At 67.3% G+C, this 20,547-nt stretch carries 18 protein-coding genes; 9 read left to right on the top strand and 9 right to left on the bottom strand.

Annotation, left to right across the window (positions count from 1 at the left end):
• On the top strand, positions 1-1,986 hold a 1,986-nt coding region (locus GEV05_12900), incomplete at its 5' end, for a PAS domain S-box protein (GenBank protein MPZ44279.1).
• Positions 1,987-2,005: 19 nt separating this feature from the next.
• Here the strand turns inward: GEV05_12900 and GEV05_12895 are convergent.
• The 3 genes from GEV05_12895 to GEV05_12885 all read right to left on the bottom strand — a co-directional run bounded on the left by GEV05_12895 (position 2,006) and on the right by GEV05_12885 (position 6,715).
• Complete coding sequence (locus tag GEV05_12895; GenBank protein ID MPZ44278.1) at positions 2,006-4,873, bottom strand: AMP-binding protein; 2,868 nt, start codon at positions 4,871-4,873, stop codon at positions 2,006-2,008.
• A 166-nt stretch (positions 4,874-5,039) separates the two neighbouring features.
• Entirely contained in the window at positions 5,040-6,167 is a 1,128-nt protein-coding gene (locus GEV05_12890; GenBank protein MPZ44277.1) for an ABC transporter substrate-binding protein, read from the bottom strand.
• Between the two features lie 224 nt (positions 6,168-6,391).
• On the bottom strand, positions 6,392-6,715 hold the full coding sequence (locus GEV05_12885; protein MPZ44276.1) for a hypothetical protein: 324 nt from the start codon (positions 6,713-6,715) through the stop codon (positions 6,392-6,394).
• Between the two features lie 248 nt (positions 6,716-6,963).
• Between GEV05_12885 and GEV05_12880 the strand changes: the two genes are divergently transcribed.
• The 8 genes from GEV05_12880 (at position 6,964) to GEV05_12845 (ending at position 16,878) form a co-directional block, all read left to right on the top strand.
• Positions 6,964-8,034: a hypothetical protein gene (locus tag GEV05_12880; GenBank protein MPZ44275.1), complete on the top strand. Its 1,071-nt coding sequence runs from the start codon at positions 6,964-6,966 to the stop codon at positions 8,032-8,034.
• A gap of 350 nt (positions 8,035-8,384) precedes the next feature.
• Positions 8,385-8,870 carry a hypothetical protein gene (locus GEV05_12875; GenBank protein MPZ44274.1) on the top strand — a complete coding sequence of 162 codons (486 nt, stop codon included), beginning with the start codon at positions 8,385-8,387 and terminating at the stop codon, positions 8,868-8,870.
• A 10-nt stretch (positions 8,871-8,880) separates the two neighbouring features.
• Positions 8,881-11,454, top strand: a complete 2,574-nt coding sequence (locus GEV05_12870; protein MPZ44273.1) for a protein kinase — start codon at positions 8,881-8,883, stop codon at positions 11,452-11,454.
• Positions 11,455-11,560: 106 nt separating this feature from the next.
• Positions 11,561-12,661, top strand: coding sequence for a PilT/PilU family type 4a pilus ATPase (locus GEV05_12865; GenBank protein ID MPZ44272.1), 1,101 nt, complete (start codon positions 11,561-11,563; stop codon positions 12,659-12,661).
• Between the two features lie 13 nt (positions 12,662-12,674).
• Positions 12,675-13,745 (top strand): PilT/PilU family type 4a pilus ATPase, encoded by a 1,071-nt coding sequence (locus GEV05_12860; protein ID MPZ44271.1) that lies wholly within the window; start codon positions 12,675-12,677, stop codon positions 13,743-13,745.
• Positions 13,732-14,556 (top strand): Stp1/IreP family PP2C-type Ser/Thr phosphatase, encoded by an 825-nt coding sequence (locus GEV05_12855; protein ID MPZ44270.1) that lies wholly within the window; start codon positions 13,732-13,734, stop codon positions 14,554-14,556. Before GEV05_12860 ends, GEV05_12855 begins: the two co-directional genes overlap by 14 nt.
• A complete protein-coding gene (locus GEV05_12850) occupies positions 14,549-15,493 on the top strand; it encodes an FHA domain-containing protein (GenBank protein MPZ44269.1) in 945 nt (314 codons plus the stop codon). Before GEV05_12855 ends, GEV05_12850 begins: the two co-directional genes overlap by 8 nt.
• A 194-nt stretch (positions 15,494-15,687) precedes the next feature.
• Complete coding sequence (locus GEV05_12845; GenBank protein MPZ44268.1) at positions 15,688-16,878, top strand: alpha-hydroxy-acid oxidizing protein; 1,191 nt, start codon at positions 15,688-15,690, stop codon at positions 16,876-16,878.
• A gap of 236 nt (positions 16,879-17,114) precedes the next feature.
• Here GEV05_12845 and GEV05_12840 read toward each other — a convergent pair whose 3' ends face one another.
• The 6 genes from GEV05_12840 to GEV05_12815 all read right to left on the bottom strand — a co-directional run bounded on the left by GEV05_12840 (position 17,115) and on the right by GEV05_12815 (position 20,499).
• The gene (locus tag GEV05_12840; protein MPZ44267.1) at positions 17,115-18,086 is read right to left on the bottom strand and encodes a tripartite tricarboxylate transporter substrate binding protein; all 972 of its coding nucleotides are present in this window, start codon (positions 18,084-18,086) and stop codon (positions 17,115-17,117) included.
• A gap of 256 nt (positions 18,087-18,342) precedes the next feature.
• The gene (locus GEV05_12835; GenBank protein ID MPZ44266.1) at positions 18,343-18,684 is read right to left on the bottom strand and encodes a redoxin domain-containing protein; all 342 of its coding nucleotides are present in this window, start codon (positions 18,682-18,684) and stop codon (positions 18,343-18,345) included.
• Between the two features lie 12 nt (positions 18,685-18,696).
• The gene (locus GEV05_12830) at positions 18,697-18,912 is read right to left on the bottom strand and encodes a redoxin domain-containing protein (protein ID MPZ44265.1); all 216 of its coding nucleotides are present in this window, start codon (positions 18,910-18,912) and stop codon (positions 18,697-18,699) included.
• Between the two features lie 45 nt (positions 18,913-18,957).
• Positions 18,958-19,260: a redoxin domain-containing protein gene (locus GEV05_12825; GenBank protein ID MPZ44264.1), complete on the bottom strand. Its 303-nt coding sequence runs from the start codon at positions 19,258-19,260 to the stop codon at positions 18,958-18,960.
• An 18-nt stretch (positions 19,261-19,278) separates the two neighbouring features.
• Entirely contained in the window at positions 19,279-19,536 is a 258-nt protein-coding gene (locus tag GEV05_12820; protein MPZ44263.1) for a hypothetical protein, read from the bottom strand.
• Positions 19,537-19,647: 111 nt separating this feature from the next.
• A complete protein-coding gene (locus GEV05_12815) occupies positions 19,648-20,499 on the bottom strand; it encodes a tripartite tricarboxylate transporter substrate binding protein (protein MPZ44262.1) in 852 nt (283 codons plus the stop codon).
• Positions 20,500-20,547 lie beyond the last annotated feature (48 nt).

Raw genomic sequence — 20,547 nt, 5'->3', positions numbered from 1 at the left:
ACCGAGTCGATGCGCATCGTGTGCGAAACGCTCGACTGGGCGCTGGGCCAGATGTGGATCGTGGATGCCGACCAGAGCTCGATCAGCTTTCGCTCATCGTGGTCGCGGCAAGACTGTTCCGAGTTCGTAGCGGCCAGCAAGGCGATGATATTCGGCAAGGGGCAGGGCTTGCCTGGGCGGACGTGGCTCGCGGCGGCGCCCAAGTGGATCGAGGACGCACCGGAGGATCCGGCAAGGCCGCGCGCCCGCTGGGCCGCGCAGTGCGGTCTGCACGGCGCGTTGTGCTTCCCGCTCACCGCCGGGGGGCGCGTGCTCGGCGTGCTCGAGTTCTTCGCAACCGAGTGGCGGCGCCCACAGGACGAGCTGTTGCAGGCGGTGGTCGCGCTCGGCAGCCAGCTCGGCGAGTATGTCGTACGCAACCGCGCCGAACGCTTGCTGCGCGAGTCCGAAGAGCGCTTTCGCCTGCTCATCGCGGGTGTCAAGGAGTACGCCATCGTCATGCTCGATCCGCAGGGCCGCGTGGCCACCTGGAACAGCGGCGCGGCCCGCATCGACGGCTACGCCGCCGAGGAGATCGTCGGCCAGCACTTCGCGCGCTTCCACACCGCCGAGGACCGCCTGCAGAAGCGGCCCGAGCGGCTGCTCGCGCAGGCCATCGAGCTCGCCACCGTGGAGGTTGAGGGCTGGCGCGTGCGCAAGGACGGATCGCGCTTCTGGGCGAACGTGGTCATCACGGTTCTGTACGGGCCGGACGGCGCCTTGCGCGGGTTCGCCAAGGTCACGCGCGACATGACCGAGCGCAAGCAGGTCGAGGCGCTGGAGGAGGCGGGGCGGCAGACGCGCCAGTTCCTGGCCATGCTCGGTCACGAGTTGCGCAACCCGCTCGCGCCGCTTCGCAACGCGGTGGGCGTGATGCGCATGCGCGAGATCGCGGACCCGCAGCTCGAGTACTGCCGGGACCTGATCGAGCGACAGGTCACGCAGCTCGCGCGCCTGGTGGACGATCTGCTCGATGCGAGCCGGATCACCACCGGCATGATCGGTCTGCAGCCCGAGCGGCTGGATCTCGCGCGCGTCGTCGCGCTCGGCGTCGAGGCGAGCCGGCCGAACATCGAGGGCCGCAACCATGCCCTCACGATCGAGATGAGCCGCGAGCCGATCGAGGTTTCCGGCGACCAGACACGGCTCGTGCAGGTGGTGCAGAACCTGCTCAACAACGCCGCCAAGTTCACCTCGCGAGGCGGCAACATCTCGCTCGAGATGAGCCGGGAGGCTGGGATGGCGATGATCGAGGTGCGCGACGACGGCATCGGCATCGCGCCGCAGATGCTGCCGCGCATCTTCGAGCTCTTCATGCAGGCCGACGCCGGGCTCGCGCGCACCGAAGGCGGGCTCGGCGTCGGCCTCACGCTCGCACGGCGCATCGTGGAGATGCATGGCGGCAGCATTCAAGCCAGGAGCGACGGCGTGGGCCGCGGCGCCGCCTTCGTGGTGCACTTGCCCGCGCTGGAACAAGCGCCGGGTGCGCCGGAAGCGCCGGGCGAGGCGCACGACGAACCGGCGCCTGGCGGCGGACGCAGCGTGCTGGTGGTCGACGACAACCGGGATGCGGCCGACAGCGTTGCCGCGCTGCTGCAACTGCGCGGCCACCGCGTGTGGGTGGCATACGACGGGCCGTCGGGGCTTGCCATCGCTTCCGAGCGCGCGCCCGAAGTCGTGCTGCTGGACATCGGGCTGCCCGGCATGGACGGCTACGAGGTGGCCACTCGCCTGCGCGAGATGGAGCAGACGCGCTCGAGCACCGTCGTGGCATTGACCGGCTACGGGCAGGAAGAGGACCGGCAGCGCCGCGAGCAAACACGCTTCGACGCGCATCTGGTGAAGCCGGTCGACTACGAGATCTTGTACCGGCTGATCGAGCGCGCGCGGGACGGTCCCGGAAACGCCCCCGGGTCTAGCCCCGGGTCTAGCCCGAGCTTGGGCTAGACCCGATGCGCAGCTTGGGTTAGCGCGGGGCCGGGTGAGCGCGCCGCTTGTCGACCAGAATCGCGCTGTCGAGCGCGGGCTCGGCACCCTGCTCGAGCATCACGCGGCGCGCCTGTTCGCGCAGATTCACGGCCGCTTCCCATCCACTGCCCTGCGGCGCAATCGCCTCCCCGATCGCAATGCGAACCCTCCCGCGCGCGGGAAGCCAGCTGCCGTCGCGCAGAATTTCGCGCGCCCCGCTGATGGTGACCGGGACGACGGGAACGCCGGCGTCGGCGGCGATGACGAACGCGCCCATGAGGAAGGGCCGCAAACCGGATTGGCGCGTGAAGGTGCCCTCGGGAAAGATGGCGAGGCGCTCGCCGCCGCGCGCGTGCTCGGTGAAGCGGCGTACGTCTTCGACGCCGCGCGCGGCATCGAAGCGCTCCACGTAACGCGAACCGATCGCGCTCAGGAACAAGCGCGAGATCGCATGCGAAAGGAACTCGTTCTTGGCGATGAAGGCGTGCTGGCGCGGTAGCGCGCCTACCAGCAGGATGCCGTCGAGATAACTGCCGTGGTTGGCGAGCAGCACATACGGCATGGCGCTCGGCAGGCGCTCGAGGCCCGAGACCTCGACCGGAATGCCGGCCAGACGGAAGAACAGCCGCGCGAACCGCCCGCTGATGCGCCAGGCACGCGGCGGTTTCGCGGCCATGACTGTCACGGTCCACGCCGGCGGCGCCAGCAACGCGAATGCGCTCCAGGCGCGTGCGGCGTATGCGACAGCGCCGATGCGACGCAGGCCGCGCCGCACCGTAGCGAGCCCGCCTTGCAGCGCCATGCGAGCGAGCTGCAGGCGCACGCTCGCGCCTTTGCGCCCGATCAGACCCTGCAGGTACACGTCGCGTGTCGCCGCCCTGCGGATTTTGCCGCTGGAGGTCTTGAGCACGGCTCCGGGCGGGGCGAGCACGATCTCGTCCGCGGCTGCGCCGAGCAGCTCGATCGCGAGCGCGTCGATGCGCGTGCGCAGGCTGTCGTCGTGCGCCTCTTCCTGGCGCTCACGCTTCTCCGCGATCACGACCAGACGTTCCGTGCCGGCCAGCTCGTCCATCACACCGACCGCGGCGACGCAGCCCTTGCGGATTCCCGGCAGATTGCCGATCGCTTCCTCCAGCTCGTACGGATAGACGTTACGCCCGCCGCGGATGATGATGTCCTTGGCGCGGCTGGTGAGATAGAGATCGCCGCCCGTCATGTAGGCGATGTCACCGCTGTTGAGCCAGCTGCCGTCGAAGAGCTGGCGCGTCTCCTCCGGGTTGCGATAGTAGCCTTGCGTCGCAGACGGTCCGCGAAACTGCAGGCGCCCGACGATGCGGTTGCCGACCTCCTGCCCGTTGTCGTCCACGATGCGCATCTCGTGGCCGGGCAAGGGCCGGCCGCAGGCGACGTAGCGCAATGCACTTGGATCGTCCTCAGGCGCCGGCAGCGCGCGCTGCGATTCGAGCAGCGCGGCGCGCTGGATGCGGTCCACCACCGGCCCGTGCCCCAGCGGCGGAATGGCGAGCCCGACCGTGCATTCGGCCAGGCCGTACACGGGCGTGAGCGCCTCGCGCCGAAAGCCGCAGCGGGCGAAGCGCTCGGCGAAGCGCTCCATCGTCTCGGCGCTGACCGGCTCGGCGCCATTGGCGCAGAGCCGCCAGCTGCTCAGATCGAGTGTGTCCACGGCCTCGTCCGGAATGCGCCGCAGGCACAGCTCGAAGGCGAAATTGGGCGCCGCGGTGATGGTGCCGCGATGGCGATGGATCGCCTGCAGCCAGCGCTCGGGGCGTGCGAGGAAGTCCAGCGGCGACATGAGCACCAGCAGGCCGCCGTGGTAGAGGCTGCCCAGCCATGCGCCGATGAGACCCATGTCGTGGTACAGCGGCAGCCAGCTCACCGCCACGTCCTCGGACTTGAAGTCCACCGCCTCGCCCCAGGCGCGAATGTTGGCGAGCAGATTGGCATGGGTCAGGGTCACGCCCTTGGGGTTGCCGGTGCTGCCCGAGGTGTATTGGATGAACGCGATATCGCCGGGGTGGAGGGTGGGCAGGCTCGCGGCACGACTCGGTCGGCGCAGGTCGTTTACGGTGACCACGTCGCGCAGTGAGGGCACCTGGCTCAGCAGGAACTGCGCGAGCAGCCGTGCCTCGGCAACGGTGACCAGCACCGTGGCTTGCGCGCTGCCGAGAATCGCCGACTGCCGGCGCAGATGGTCCTCGAGTTGCGACATCCGCGCCGGCGGATAGATCGGAACGGGTATGGCACCCGCGGCCAGAATGCCGAAGAAGGCGCAGAGGAATTCGAGCGAGGTCGGCAGCATGATCGCCACCGTCTGCTGGCGTTCGATGCCGCGCTCGATCAGGCCGGCGGCGATTTCCCGCGCGCCGCGCGCCAGTCCCGCATAGTCGATGTGCTCGATCTCGTCCGCGCTCTTGTAGAAGAGCACGTGACGCCGCTGCGGCGCGGCGTCGACATACCAGTCGAGCATGGCGGTGAGCGTGTCGACATCGTCGGGCCGACCGGCGAGCGCCTTCGGGGCGGCTGGCTGTGCCGTCTCGACCTCCCAGCCAGTCCTTGCCGAGGACAGGCCGGCGGCGCTGCGCAGCACCTCCAGCAGCTCGCGCGGCGTCTCGATCGCGAGCAAGGTCTGCTCTGCCAGGCGCAGCCCGAACCGGTCCTCGATGCGGTGCAGGAGCTCGATACGCGCCAGCGAATCCAGCCCCAGGTCGGTGTCGAGCCGGCTATCGGGGGTTACCTTGCGGCTCGCCTGGGGGTGGGTCTGACGCACCAGCTCGGCGACCACGCTGGTCAACGCCGCCAGTGCCGCAGCCGAATCCGCCGGCAGCTTGTGGGCGGCCGTATCCATTTATCCCGCGTCCGGAAAGTGGCTGACAAGCCGCTTTCCGCAATGCGCTCCCCTCTCCTCCTGGGAGAGGGGTTGGGGGTGAGGGAGCGAGCTGCGAAGCATGTGTCGGAAGCTCGCTAGCACGCCCGCCGTGGGCGCATTTTGGGCATGCGTCGGACCCGGGTGTTTACTGCAGCACCCACTTGCCGTTCTGGACCCTGAAAACGGAAAGCAGCCCTTGCTGCAGCTCGCCGGCGTTGTCGAATGCGATCTCCGCGGTGACACCGGCATGACGAATGTTACGCAGTGCCGGCAGCACTTTGGCCGGGACGGTCGTGCCGGCACGTTCCATGGCCGCCGCGATCACCATCACGCTGTCGTAGAAGTAGGGTGCGTACAGCCCGATCTCCTGCTTGAAGCGGCTGCGATAGCGCTGGGCGAATTCCCGGCCGTTGGGACGGCTCTCCAGGGCCGCGCCCGGGGTGGAGGCGATGTGGCCCTCGGCCGCCGGACCGGCGAGCTCGAGGAACTTGGCGGTATTCATGGTTTCGCCGCCGAGCAGGGGAATGTTCATGCCCAGCTCCTTCATCTGCCGCGCCATGGGACCGGCCTGCGAATCGTAGCCGCCGAAGAAAATGGCCTCGGGCTGAACCGTGCGGATCGAGGTCAGAATGTTGCGAAAGTCGACCGCCTTGTCGCTGGTGAACTCGCGCTTGACCACCTGGGCCTTGGCTTGCCGGATGGTGTTGGTGAAGGCGTCGGCAAGGCCCTGACCGTAGGCCGTGCGGTCGTCGATGACGGCGATGCGCTTGAGCCCGAGCGTCTGCGTGACATAGCGCCCCAGCGCCGCGCCCTGTTTGTCGTCGTCGGCCATCATGCGGAAGGCAGTGCGCAACTTCTGGCGCGTGTACATCACGTTGGTGGAAACGGACAGCTGCGGGATGCCGGCCTCGGCATAGATGCGCGAAGCCGGGATGGTCACCCCCGAATTGAAATGGCCCACCATGGCCTTGATGCCGGCGTCGACCAGCTTTTGCGCCACCACCGTCCCGGTCTTCGGATCGGCCTGATCGTCCTCGACCACCAGCTCGAACACCACCGGCTTGCCGCCGATTCGGACCCCGCGCGCATTGAGGTCCTCGATCGCGAGCTGAGCGCCGTTCTGATTGTCCTTGCCGTAGTGCGCTTGGGCGCCGGTCAGCGGGGAGGCGAAGCCGATCTTCACCACCGCGGCCGGCTGGGCGCCGGCTGCGAACGAGGAAAGCAGACAAGACGAAAACAGACAAGCAGCGGCAACGGCGAATCGCACGGCCATGAGGATTGGGCGCAAATCGCGCGCGGGTTGGACGCGCCTATTATAGGCGGCGCAACCGCCGCAGGCCCGCGCGGGCGGAAGCAGCTGAACGCCGTGCCGGACGCGGCGTCAGCGCGACGATGGGGGCGGCTGGAGTCTCAGCGCAAATCGCGCGTCGTGGCGTGCAGCGGTCACACGCGCGGACGCGCGGCGAAGCAGGATCGGCGAAGCAGGAGCGCCAACGCTCAGCGCAGCGGAATCACCAGCGGCGGAATAGCGACGTTCACCACGATGCCGTTATGGCGCGGAGCCGGCGCATAGTAATAGCCCGAATACACCGGCGCAGCGTATACGGGCGGGGCCACGTAGACCGGCCGATGAACCACGACACGCTTGCGCACGACGTGCCGGTGCCCGCGATGATGATGGCCATGATGGTGTTTCCAATGCCGATCATGATGATGACCGTGACGGTGGCCGTGGTTGCCGCCGGCCATCGCCGCGGCGCTCAGTCCCAGGCCGATAGCCGCTGCCAGCGCGGCGAGAATCGCTTTTTTCGTGCTTTTCATTTTCCGTCTCCTGTCTCCTGCCCGGCGGATTGCGCCTCAGGCATGTGGCTGCATCCTAGACAGCGCCGCTCTTTCGTGCTGTAAGGGTTGGTAAAAGAATGTAAACGGCGCCCGAGTGTCGCCGCAGCGAGACGGGACCCGGGATGATCGCGGGGCAACCCCAATCCGGGGTGCGTGCCCGCTTCATCGCGGGCGCAGCCGCGCCCGTGCCGGCATAAAATGTGCCGGGTCCGAAAGCGGAGAACAGCATGGAAATATGGCCGGGGGCAGCCGATCCCGCGTGGGAGCCGCTGCAGGACGAAATGATCGCGCGCGGCTGGGGCGATGGGCTGCCGATCGTCGCGCCCACTGCAGACCGCGTCGAGCGCATGCTGGCCGGGCGCCGGCCCGAAGCCGATCGCGTGCTGTGCGAGCTGGCGCCGCTGTTCGCCCCCGTCACCTGGCGTGACGTCGCCGTCAATGCCGTGATGGCCGGATGTCGGCCCGAATATCTGCCGGTCGTCGCGGCGGCGGTCGAGGCCTTGGCCGCGCCCGAGCTCAACCTGGTCGGCATTGCCACCACCACCGGTTCCGCGGCCACGGCGGTGATCGTCAACGGTCCCATCGTGCGCAACATCGGCATGAACGCCGCGGCCAACGCGCTCGGCCCCGGCAATCGGGCGAACGCCACGATCGGCCGCGCGGTGCGCCTGGTGCTGCAGAACGTCGGCGGCGCCCGGCCGGGCGAGATCGACATGGCGACACTCGGGCAACCGGCCAAGTACACTTTTTGTTTCGCCGAGAACGAAAGCGAATCGCCCTGGCTGCCCTTGCATGTCGAGCGCGGGTTCGCGCCGCAGGATAACGTCGTGACCGTCGTCGGCACCGCGGGCATCGTCGAAATCGTCGACTCATCCAGCAGCGACTGCGCCGATCTGGCGCAAACCTTCGCCCATTCGATGCGCATCGCCGGGACGCTGGGCGGCGGTGCCATGCTGGGCGGGGGCGAGCCGCTGCTCGTCATGCCGCCCGAGCAGGCGCGAATGCTGGAGCAAGGCGGATGCAGCAAGGCGCAGTTCAAGGAGCGCGTATGGCAGAAGGCGGTCATGCCGCTTGCCGACCTGTCGCCGGCCGTGCGCACTCACCTGCTCGGACGCCTGCAGGGCGAGCCGGCGCCGCAGCGCGCCGATGCGATGTTGCGGGTCGCCGAAAAGCGCGACGACATCACGATCGTGGTGGCGGGCGGCGTCGGCATCAAGGCGGCTTACATTCCCACTTGGGGCGGCTCCACGCGTGCGGTAAGCCGCCTGGTTCCCGCGCTCGATCGCGGCCAAAGCTAAAGTTTGCGCCGCCCGCGCCGTTACACCGCGGATCGGGCGCGCTACCCGACAGGCGCTGCATCCACAGCTCGTTGTGCGAGCCCGCCGCATCATTCCCCTCCTGCAAAGGAGGGGCTGGACGCGGCAACGCCGCGGACGGAGTGCTCTTGTCGCGATTGGAAACCACACCACCCCGCCTCCTTCGCCGGCACCCCTCCTCATGAGAGGAGGGGAAACACACTATCCCGACTCCTTCGCCGCTACCAGGTGCCACGGCACAACGCCGATTCGCTCAAGCACCCATTTCGTACGGCCGTTATCCCCGATGTCAGGCGGGCCGCGGGCGCCGCCGCAACCTTCAGGGACGTGAGATGTATCCGTACGACAACCCGTTGAAGATTCCGAAGGTCGAGAAGGCGGTGACGCTCTGGACCCACCCGGACGGACTGGTGCTGGGCTCGATCTATCTGCATCTGGGCGACGCCGAGCGCTCGCGCGCCGAAGACCCGTGGGCCATCATGAACGACCACGACGATTTCCTGGTGGTGCGGCGGCAAGAACCGGAAGAGCTGCGCTTCTACAACAAGGCCTCCTTGATCCGCGTCGAATACGCCGAAGACGAGTTGTACGTCGCGGAATCGGGCAAGGATCTGCCGTGCCGGGTACACCTGATGGATGGATCGGTGATCGAAGGCGCCATGCGCAAGTCGCTGCCGCCGGAGCGCTCGCGCCTGTACGACTACATGAATTCCGACAATCCGCGCTTCCTCAAGCTCTACGTCGAGGCAGGCGCGGTATGCCTCGTGAACAAGTCGTACGTCGGCTACATCATGACGCGCGAGCCGGCGCTCGCCTGAGTTCTCGCGCATGGGGCTGTTCGACACTTTTCACGTCTCGCGATCGATCGCGACCGTCCTCGCCGGGCGCAATTCCAGCGCCGAGGTGGTGAGCGCGGTGGCGCGCCTGCGCGAGGTGGGCCGCAGGGCATTGCCCAAGATCATCCCGGCGCTTCCGGACGATCCGGCCGGCGAGCCACTCACCAACCTGCTTGCCGAGCTGATCACCACGGCAACGCTCCCCACGATCGTGAACGTGGGCCTGATGAACCAGGATGCGCAGGTGGTGGCGAAGGTACGCGTTGCGCTCGTGCGTGCCACCAAGTACGACCCGAACCGGCTGCTCGAGCTGTACTCGGCCGCGGGGGGGGCGCTGGTCAACGTCGCCGAGATCATCGTCGCGCGCAAGGAAGGCATGACCCCCAAGAGCGTGTTGCGCATTCTCGACAGCGCGCACAAGGACAATCAGCCGACCCTGTTCAAGCTCGTGACCGAGCTCGCCACCGAGGCCATGGTGCCGACGCTCATTGCCTTCAGCCGCAACGCCGACTGGGAAGGCCGCTACTGCATTGCGCAGACCATCGCGCGCTTCTCCAGCGAGCCGGTGCGCGACACGTTGCTGCGCTTCACCAAGGACCCGCACAAGCTGGTGCGCCAGGCGGCGGTCGAAGGGCTCGCCGCCTTGACGATTCCCGTGCCGGCGGCGCCCTTGACCGCGCTGCTGCGCGACCCCGATCTCATGGTGCAGACGCGCGCCATCGAGGCGATGATCAAGATCAACGACCCAACCGCCGTGCGCGACCTGCTCGACATCCTGCAGGACGAATCGGAGCACGCACGCCGAGCGGCCGTGGAAGTGCTGAACGCGATCGGCGATGCGCGCGCGATCAAGGACCTGCTGCACGCCATGAAGGACCAGGACTGGTGGGTGCGGGTGCGGGCGGCGGACGCGCTCGGTGCGATCGGCGGGCCGAAGGTGATCGAGGCGGTGCTGAGCCTGCTCGACGACGAGGACGAGTTCATGCGCCGCTGCGCTGTCGAGATCCTCAACACCACCAAGGACCCGCGCGCGTTCGATCGTCTGGTCGCTGCACTGGACGATCCCGACTGGTGGGTGCGCGAGCGCGCCCTGGACGCGCTCGCCAACATGCGCGACGCGCGCGCGGTGCCGGCCATCCTGCGCTTCCTCGAGACCGAAAACGAAGCGACCCCGGTTGCGATCCGGGCTCTGGCGACCATCGGCGACGCGGGCGCGGCGCCCGCGATCGCGGCCAAGCTCGCAGCCAGCGACGAGGCGATCGTGCGCGAAGCAATCGGTGCGCTGGAAACGCTGACCGACGACAAGAGCGCCGCCGCGGTGCTGGCTGCGCTGGCGCAGGTGGGCCACGGCGAGTCGAGCGGCGACATCGGGCAGTCGGCCGGGCGGGCGCATGCGGCCATCAGCGCGCGGCTGCGCCGTCGCGGCACGAGCGCCGAGGCATCCACGCGCGCCCCGGCGCCGCAGCGCTCGAACGAAAGCCGGGTACTCGACGCCGACGCCGTGCGCATGCCGGGCGCCGATGCCGGGTCGGTTTCGCGGGCGGCAGCGTCGGATCGAACCCGGCAAATGCCCGCTTCGGCCGTACCGAAGCCGGCCGCTGCGGCACAGGCACCCGTGCAGCAGACCCCTGCCCCGCAAGCATTCGCGCCAATGGTAGCTGCTGCGGCAGCGCACGGCCGAGTCGCACCTGCGGCAGCGGCAATGGAGATCATCGACTTCAACCGGCTGGGCGAGGGCCAGGTGCTCGGGTCGCGCTACCGGGTGAAGCGCGAGCTCGGACGCGGCGGCTTCGGCATCGTGCTCCTGGTCGAGGACCTGATGGTGCACGAGGAGATCGCCCTCAAGCTGATCAGCCCGCACCTGGTCCAGGACGAGGTCGCCATCGCGCGCATGGTCCACGAGGTGCGCTATGCGCGCAAGATCACGCACGAGAACGTCATCCGCATCCACGACTTCCTCAGCGTCGGCGCGACTTATGCAATGTCGATGGAATATTTCGCGAGCCTGCCCTTGACGCGCAAGATCCGGCGCGGCCGCGGCTTGTCGAAGCAGGAGGGCTACGCCACGGTGCAAGCGATACTGCGCGGCACCAGCGTCGCGCACGCCGCCGGCATCGTGCATCGCGATCTCAAGCCCGCCAACATCCTGATCAACACCGAGGGCGTGCTGAAGATCGTCGACTTCGGCCTGGCCGCGGCCATGAGCCACAGCAATTCGCGCGTCACCAAGACCGGACACATGGTCGGCACGCCGAGCTACATGGCGCCCGAGCAGGTGCGCGGACTCGCCATCGACCAGCGCACCGACCTGTACGCGCTCGGCGTGATCATGTACGAGATGTTCACCGGGGCGCCCCCGTACAGCGGCGACAATCCGATGGCGGTGCTCTATCAGCACCTCGAAGGCGCGAAGCCGCCGCCGAGCAGCCGCAACGCCGACATCTCGCCGGCGCTCGAGGCGATCATCCTGAAGGCGATGTCGGTCAATCCCGACGAGCGCTACGCCAGCGCGGTGGAGATGCTGAACGACCTCGAACAACTGATGCATATGGAGGCTGCGGCGTGAGCTTACCGGCCTCAATCGTCGCTCCCGCGCAAGCGGGAGCCCAGGATGAACCGGTCCTGGATTCCCGCCTGCGCGGGAATGACGCCAAATACGAGTGGTGTTCGGCATGAGCCAAACCGCCCGCATCGACGCCTTCCTGCAGCTCGGGCGCGAGCAGAACGCCTCCGACATCCATCTGGCGGTCGGCATGCCGCCGGTATTGCGCATGCACGGCGAGATCCAGCCGGTGCGCTATCGCAGCCTGAGCGCCGACGAATGCCGCAGCCTCATCTTCGAGATTCTGAGCGCAGAGCAGCGCAGCCAGTTCGAAGCCGGGCACGATCTCGACTTCTCCTATGCACCGGCCGAGGGCGAGCGCTATCGCTTCAATGTGTTCCGCAAGCTGGGCGGCATTGCGGCGGTCGCGCGGATCGTGCCCAAGGCGGTCAGCACGCTGGACGAGCTGGGCTTGCCGCCGGTGGTGAAGAAGCTTGCTCAAGCGCACCAGGGGATGCTGCTCGTGACCGGCGCCACGGGCACCGGCAAGTCCACCACGCTGGGCGCCATCATCGACTACCTCAACACCACTCGCAAGCTCAACATCATCACGCTCGAGGACCCGGTGGAGTTCATGCACCGGAGCAAGATGTCGCTGGTGGTTCAACGCGAAGTCGGCAGCTCCGTGGGCAGCTTCGCCGAGGGGCTGCGCGCGGCGCTGCGCGAGGATCCGGACGTGATCCTGGTGGGCGAGCTGCGCGATCCGGAAACGATTGCGATGGCCATGATGGCGGCCGAGACGGGTCACCTGGTGCTGGGCACGCTGCATACCACCAGCGCGGCCAAGACGCTCGATCGGATCATCGATTCGCTGCCGGCCGAGCAGAAGGCGCAGGGGCTCATGTTCCTGTCGCAGAATCTGCGCGGCGTCGTCAGCCAGGTGCTGGTGAAGAAACCCGACGGACGCGGCCGCAAGGCGATCGTCGAGGTCATGGTGCTGACGCCGGCGATCTCCAACCTGCTTCTGACCGGCAAGCAGTTCCAGATCCCGGCGGCGATGCAAACCGGCAAGGCGAACGGCATGTGCCTGCTCGACCAGGCCCTGCTCGAGGCGATCCAGGCGAAGGAGGTCGATCCCGACGATGCCTACCTGCACGCGAACGACAAAAAACTCTTCCAGCGCTTCGTGACCGACAAGCGGCTCGTCCCGCAGGTCACCCTGGTGCGCTGACGGAGGATATGCGTTGAGCCGCATCGACACCTTCCTCGAATTGCTGGTGAAGCAGGATGGCTCGGACCTGCACCTGGTCTCGGGCAATCCGCCGCGCATCCGCCTGCACGGCGATCTGATCGCGGTGAAGTACCGCGAGCTTTCCGCCGCCGAGACGATGGGCCTGGTGAGCGAGATCATGCCCGACCCGGCGCGGGTCGCTTTCGAGAAGCGCAACTCGATCGACTTCGCCTACGCGGTGGACGGGATGGCGCGCTTTCGCGTCAACGTCTACCGCCACATCAACGGCGTGGGCGCCGTGTTGCGGGTGATTCCATCCGCCATCAAGAGCATGGAGGAGCTGGGGCTGCCGCCGGTGCTGGCGACCTTCTGCCAGCAGAAAAAAGGTCTGGTGCTGTGCACCGGGCCGACCGGATCGGGCAAGTCGACGAGCCTCGCGGCGCTGGTCGACCACGTCAACAGCAGCCGCAAGGGGCACATTCTCACGATCGAGGATCCGATCGAGTTCGTGCACCAGAACAAGCAGAGCCTGGTGAGCCAGCGCGAGGTCGGCTTCGACACCCGCAGCTTCGCATCGGCGCTGCACTCGGCGCTGCGGGAGGATCCCAACGTCATCCTGGTCGGCGAAATGCGCGACCTGGAGACGATCTCGCTCGCCGTGACCGCGGCCGAGACCGGTATCCTGGTGCTCGGAACGCTGCATACCAATGGCGCGGCTGCCACGGTCGATCGCATCGTCAATGTCTTTCCCCCCGGCGACCAGGGACGGATCCGCAGCATGCTGTCCACCTCTCTCCTCGGCGTCGTCTCGCAGCAGCTGGTGCGCCGTTCCGACGGCAAGGGCCGTGTAGCCGCGTTCGAAATCCTGGTTAACAACCCCGCCGTCGCCAACATTCTGCGCGACGGCAAGACCGAGCAGATCGCGACCACGATCCAGAGCGGAAGCCTGCAGGGGATGCAAAGCATGGACACGGCGTTGAAGCGCCTGCTCGACGCCAAGCAGATCATCGGCAAGGACGCCTACCGCAAGGCGATCGACAAGAAACTGTTCGAGATGTACGCGGAGCCCGATCTTGCGGCCTGACGGCAGCGGCAGCGGGAAACGCCTGCCCGGCAAATCCACCCCGCTGGTCGAGATCGCGGGCGTGAGCGATGTCGGCCGCCTGCGCCGCCGCAACGAGGACGCGATCGACTGGGACACCCAGCTCGGCGTGGCGATGGTGGCCGACGGCATGGGCGGCAGCCAGGGCGGCGACATCGCGGCCAGGACGGCGCTGCGCAGCATCAAGGACGACCTGCGCCGCGCCCTCGCCGACAGCGAGCGCCACGGCGCGCGCGCGCGCAGCCGCGAGGTGCGAGCTTCGCTCGTGGTCGAGCTGGTCCGGCGCGCCAATCAAGGGGTGCGCAAGAGCGCCGCGCGCGACAAGGAGCTCGATGGCATGGGCACCACGCTCGTCATGATCCTGCTCGGGCCTGATTTCGTCACCGCCGCCCATGTCGGCGACTCGCGCCTGTACCGGCTGCAGGGGTCGCGGCTGGAGCGCCTCACCGAAGATCACAGCATGGTGCAGGAGATGGTGGTGCGCGGGCAGATGAACGCGCGCCAGGCGGCGATGTCGCGCCACCGCAACGTCATCACGCGCGCGCTGGGCATCGCGCAGGACGTGAGCGTCGACGTCGCGCACCACGCGATCGAGCCCGGCGACGTCTTCATGTTGTGCAGCGACGGGCTGACCAACATGGTGCCGGAAGCCGAGATCGGCGCCGCGCTCGCCGCCCACGCGCACAGCCTCGAGGTGGCCGCGCGCAACATCGTCAACATCACCAACGCGCGCGGCGGCCGGGACAACGTCTCGGTGGTGCTGATGCGCATCTTGCGGGTGTGCGATGGCTGAGCCGGCACGGACTTGCCTCGCCACCCTGTTCGCCGACGTCGTCGGCAGCACGCGGCTGTACGAGCGCTTCGGCGACCAGGCCGCGCACGCCGCGGTCGAGCATTGTCTCGACCGGCTGAAGGAGGCCGTCGCCGAGCACGACGGGCGCACCGTCAAGACCATCGGCGACGAGATCATGGCGGTGTTTCCCGATGCCGAGCGCGCCTGCCTCGCGGCGACCGAGATGCAATGGCGTGCGCAGGAGCTGCCGCCGCTCGAAGGCGAGCGCATCGAGATCCGTGTCGCCTTTCATTACGGCGCGGCCGTGGAGCGCGACGGGGACGTATTCGGCGACTCGGTGAACGTGGCGGCACGCCTGGCGGAGCTGGCGAAGCCGCGCCAGATCATCACCAGCGGACAGGCGCTGGAGTCCTCGTCCGAGCAAATCTCGGCCGGTGCACGCCACTTGTGGCCGATCGCGGTCAAGGGACGCTCGGAGCCGGTCGACCTGTACGAGATCCTGTGGGACGCAGCCGATGCCACCGTCACCATGTCGGCGCAGTTCCCACCGCCGCGGGTACCCCTGCGGCTGCGGCTCATGTACCGGGGAGCCGAAGTGGTGGTCGACTCGGCGCATCCGGAAGTCTCGATCGGACGCGATGCGGGCAACGATGTGGTGGTGGACGCGCGCAACGCATCGCGCGTGCATGCCCGGGTGGAATGGCGCCGCGACAAGTTCGTGCTGATCGACATCAGCACCAACGGGACGTACGTTGCCGCAAGCGACGGAGCCGAAACGCGGTTGCGGCGTGAAGAACTGATTCTCGACGGCGATGGCACCATCGCGTTCGGGCACTCGAATGGCACCGGCCCGCGCAATTGCGTCGAGTACTACTGCGAATACGCCTTCGGCATGTCCCGGTTGCCGACCCAGCTGTTGTCCGAACCGGCGCGCTGAGCGCCCGGCGCCCTCTCGTCCGGCGCCCGTCCGGCGCCCTCTCGTCGGGCAGCGTGATCCCGCCGGTTTCGTTGCACCGCCTCGATATACGTTTATGCCGCTGCACTGAGCGCAGCGCTATCATCGCGACCGCCTTGCCGCGGGTTCTCGCGCTGGCTGCCGCTGGCAGCGCATCGACCGTCGCTGCAAGTAGAATGGACGTACGCACATACAGGAGCAGGAAGGCCATGGCCGACAATGGACAGCACGCCCGCGGGGCGCAAGGCAACGACCCGAACCAGCTGAGCGAGCGCACGCGCCTGGACGCCAAGCGCAATGCCGCAAGCGGGTTCGCTACCCTGCAGGAGATCGTGATTGCGGCCCGGCGCAGCCTCTCCCGCCCGGTCTGGGACATGGTGAGCGGGGGCTCGGACTCGGAAACGACCCTGCGACGCAACCGCCTTGCGCTGGATAGCCTCGCACTGCGGCAGCGCGTGCTGGTCGACGTATCGAGCATCGATACCACCACGACGCTCCTCGGCAAGCAGCTGCCCATTCCCGTATTCATCGCGCCGGTCGGCAATTTCCTGCAGCTCGCCGACCCGCAAGGCGTGGTCGCCGTCGCCCGCGGCGCGGTCGCCTACGGCACCGAGGTCTTCGTCAGCACGGCGGCCAAGCCCGGCATCGAGGAAGCCGCTCGCGCGGTGGACACGCGCATGATCTTCCAGCTCTATGTCCGCAGCGACCGCAAATGGATCGAAGACGTGCTCGATCGCGCCAAGGCCGCCGGCTACCGTGCCCTGTGCGTGACCGTCGACCGGGCGTACTACAGCCGGCGGGAGCGCGATCTCATCAGCCACCTGCCGGTGCGCGAAGGCGGCGATCCCAAGTTCCAGGCGAGCCTCACCTGGGACGACATGGTATGGATGAAGGCCCGCATGGGCGTGCCGCTCATTCTCAAGGGGATCGCCACGGCCGAAGACGCCCGGCTGGCGGTCGAATACGGCGCCGACGTGGTTTACGTCTCCAACCACGGCGGGCGCCAGCTCGATCATGCGCAGGCGAGCATCGAAGTGTTGCCCGAGGTGGTCGCGGCGGTCGACGGGCGCGCCGAGGTGCTCGTCGATGGCGCCATTTCGCGCGGCACCGACGTGATCAAGGCCATAGCGCTGGGTGCGCGCGCGGTGGGCTTGGGCAAACTGCAAGGCTGGGCGCTGGCGGCGGCCGGCGAGGCGGGCATCACGCGCATGCTGGAACTGCTCGAAGTCGAGATCAAGACCGCGCTCGGCCTCATGGGGGTGACATCGCTTTCGCAGCTGAATCCGTCGTGGGTGCGGCCCGCGCAGCCGGTCGGCCTCGGAAGTATGACCAGCGCGTATCCCGTGTTCGAGGAGGAGCGGTTCTAACCCACACCACCCCGCCTCCTTCGCCGGCCCCCCTCCTCATGAGAGGAGGGGAAACCACACCACCCCGCCTTCTTCGCCGGCCCACCTCCTTATGAGAGGAGGGGAAACCATACCACCCCGCTTCCTTCGTCGGCACCCCTCCTCGTGAAACGCGGAGAGGGTCTATTTACTTCCCCTCCTCGTCGAGGAGGGGCGGGACGCGACAGTGTCGCGGACGGGGTGGTGTGCGCAAAGCTTCAATCCATCGTGGCGCCCGCTTCCTTCATGAGCCGTGCGTACTTGTCGTAGTCCGACTTCAGGCGCTTGGCGAACTGCTCGGGCGACATCGGCATGGGGTCGAGCGTCTGCGCGCTCAGCTTCTGGGCAACACCGGCATCCGCCAGCACCTTGCGCAACTCGGCGTTGAGCTTGTTGACGATGGCGGGCTGCGTGCGAGCTGGGGCGAACGCGCCGATCCAGGCCGTGAACTCGTAGCCGGGCACGCCGGATTCCGCGAGCGTCGGCAAGTCCGGGAATTGCTTCACCCGATCATCGGAGCTGACCGCGAGCGGGCGCAGCTTCCCGCCTTTCACCTGGGTCAGCACCGAGCCGATGGTCGCGAGCATGGCCTGAGTCTCGCCGGAGATGATCGAAATCACCGCCGGGCCGCCCCCTTTGTAGGGGACGTGCGTCATCTTGAGGTTCGCCATCGAGCCGACCATGGCCATGGCCAGATGCACGTAGCTGCCGTTGCCCGAAGACGCATACACGATCTGGTTGGGCCGCGCCTTGGCGAGCGCGATGAACTCTTTCATGCTCTTTGCCGGCAACGAAGGATGCACGATCAGCATGCCGACCTGGCGCGCGAGGGTGGTGATGCCGGCGAAATCCTTCAGCGTGTCGTAAGGCAGCTTCTTGTACAGATGTGCGTTGGCAACGTGAGTCGCCGAGTGGATCATGATGGTGTAGCCGTCGGGCTCGCTCCTGGCGAGAACGTCCGATCCGATGGTGCCGGATGCGCCGCCGCGATTATCCACCACGAACTGCTGCTTCAGGTTCTCCGACAGCTTCTGCGCGACCAGGCGGCCGACGATGTCGTTCGATCCGCCGGGCGGCCAGGGGATCAGGACCCGGACCGTCTTGACCGGATAGTCCTGGGCGTGGACGGCGAATGCGGTCGAGGCCACCAGCGCCGAAGCAACGAGAGTTCGTACCAGCACCTTCAACATCTACTTCCTCCTTGGAGTGTGGCCAGCCATTGGAACGAAAGCGTCGCGCAGGCTCGGCACGCGGCAAGCGCGTGTCATTTCCGAGCGCGTTGGGATCATACGATGAAAGGCGTGCGCTGCGCGATGTCGACGGCCAGAAGGCACATGCCGCTCCACGATCCCGTGGCCGTCTGCAGCGGCAACAGCAGTTTCGTCAGGCGAGCGGGGCGCCTGCCGTTCGAGTCGAACGGCAGGCGCCGGTGCAGCGGATGTCGCGCTACTTCATCTTTTCCACGAACGCCAGAATCTCGTCGACCGGTATCGTATTGCGCGGGCGGCTGTCGCGAACGTAGCGGATGACCCCTTCCTTGTCGACCACCATCACGGTCGCGTTCGCGCGCATATAGCCTGCGATTCGTTTCGAATCGTTCGCTGCAGCCGGGTCGTCGTTGAGAACACCGTATGCACGAGTCATCGCCCGGCGGGTGTCCGAGAGCAGGGGATACTTCAACCCGAGCTTTTCGGCCCAGGCCTGGTTGGCGCCGTTGAAATCCACACTGATGCCCAGAACCTGGGCATTCGCGGCCTCGAACTTGGGAAGATCAAGTTGGAAGGCCAGCGCTTCCTGCGTTCAGGAATTGGTGAACGCACCAACATAGAAGAAAAGAACCAGCGTCTTCCCCGCAAAGTCCTTGTTGCTCGCCTGCTTCGCGGTCGTGGCCGGCAGTGCGAAGTCCGGTGCCTTTTCGCCGACGCCCAGCGCCGCCTGTGCCACCGTGCCTGGCAGCAGTGCAGCCGCAGCCAAGGCCAGTGCGACCGCCACGCCCTTCCAGTTGCATGTCTTCATGCCTCCTCCTTTCGCTCGACGTTGCACAACGAAGGCGCGCGCCGATCAGGCGCCGCGCCCAGCCACCAATCTGACGTAATCGAGGAACGCCTTCGAGTCCAGATCCAGCGGTCCGAATCCCTGCGCGCGGACCATCCCCTTGCGATCCACCACGTAGGTCATCGGCACGCCGCGCGCGCCGAATTGCCGCGCCACCGCCATGTCCTGGTCGACCGGCGCGGCGAAGGTGAACTTGCCCTCGTCCATCACCGGCTTCGCCGCCTGCACCCCGGTGCCGTCGATCGAGATCGCGAGCACCGTGACGCCGTTACCCTTGAGTGCTTCGTGTGCCCTCTGCACGGAGGGCATTTCGCCGCGGCAGATCGGTCACCAGGAGGCCCAGAAGCGGATGACCAGCACCTGCCCCTGGAGTGATTGCGAGTCGAGCTTCGAACCTGCCGTGGTGGGAAGCGCGAATGCCGGCATCGCGGTGGGCTTTGCAGGCAGTTTGAGCTCCGGCGGCAGCGCCGGCTCGCCGGCCTGTACGAGCGGCGCTGGCCAGAGAAGCGCGCACAGGGCGGCGCCGACGAGCCAGTGCCTGCGGCCCGCCCGCCGCGGTGGATCCAGACGTTCGATCATCGCCATCGTCGATTCGACCCCCGGGGTTTCGCCTGCTGCTTCGATCGCTCCGGCAGGCGCACACGCGCCTTCGCAACGTACAAGGCCCGCAGCATGGTTGTTCCACCGCCGCGAACTTTATTTGGCCTCGACCTTTCCGATGCGTTTCACCGCCTGCGACAGGCGTGCATAGTCCTCGTCGAAGAACTTCTTGAATTCGGGTGTATCGCGGTAGTCGACAGTGCTGTTCACATTCTTCATCGCGGCCACGAATTGCGCATTTTGCGCCGATTTGCCGACCACCTCCCGCAGCGCCTTCATGGCCGGCTCCGGCACGCCCGCCGGCGTGAACAGCCCCACCCACAAGTAGGCTTCGGCCTTATAGCCCAACTCGTTCAAGGTGGGAACATCCGGCAGCGTGGGAATGCGCTTCGCGCCCCAGCTCGCCAAAGGACGCAATTTACCGCTCTTGATGTGCGGGTGCACCGCCGCGGGTCCGCCCGCCGACATCTGCACGTGGCCGCCGAGGATCTGCAGCAGCGCCGGGCCGCCTCCAGTGGTCGGCACGTGACGCATCTTCGCCCCCGCCGCCTGCAGGAACATCTCGATCGGCACATGCAGGATGCCATACGGCCCGGAGGACGAGTAGGCCATCGTGCCGGACTTCTTCACCGCCCCGGCCAGTTCCTTCACCGACTTGTAGGGGCTTTCCGACTGGACCACCATGATCAGCGGATCCGCGCTCATCAGCGCGAGCGGCTCGATCTGGTCCAGGCTATACGGGGAGGGCTCGCCGAGAAGCTTGTTCTTCTCCACTACGAGGTAGAGATTGGGTGTGGTCACCAGGATGTGGTGAGCGTCGGATTTGTGCGAGGCGACGAACGCCGTGCCGACCGCGCCGGTTCCGCCCGGCTTGTTCTGCACCACGACCGGCTGCTTTACGACCTCCTGCATGATGTGGGCGAGCGGGCGGGCGGTGATGTCATTCATGCCGCCCGGCGGGTTGGGCACGATGACATTGATGGTGCGGCTCGGAAA

It is taken from the genome of Betaproteobacteria bacterium (assembly GCA_009377585.1).
In the GTDB taxonomy this organism is placed as follows: Bacteria; Pseudomonadota; Gammaproteobacteria; order Burkholderiales; family WYBJ01; genus WYBJ01.
This window is presented reverse-complemented; position numbering and strand designations above follow the sequence as displayed.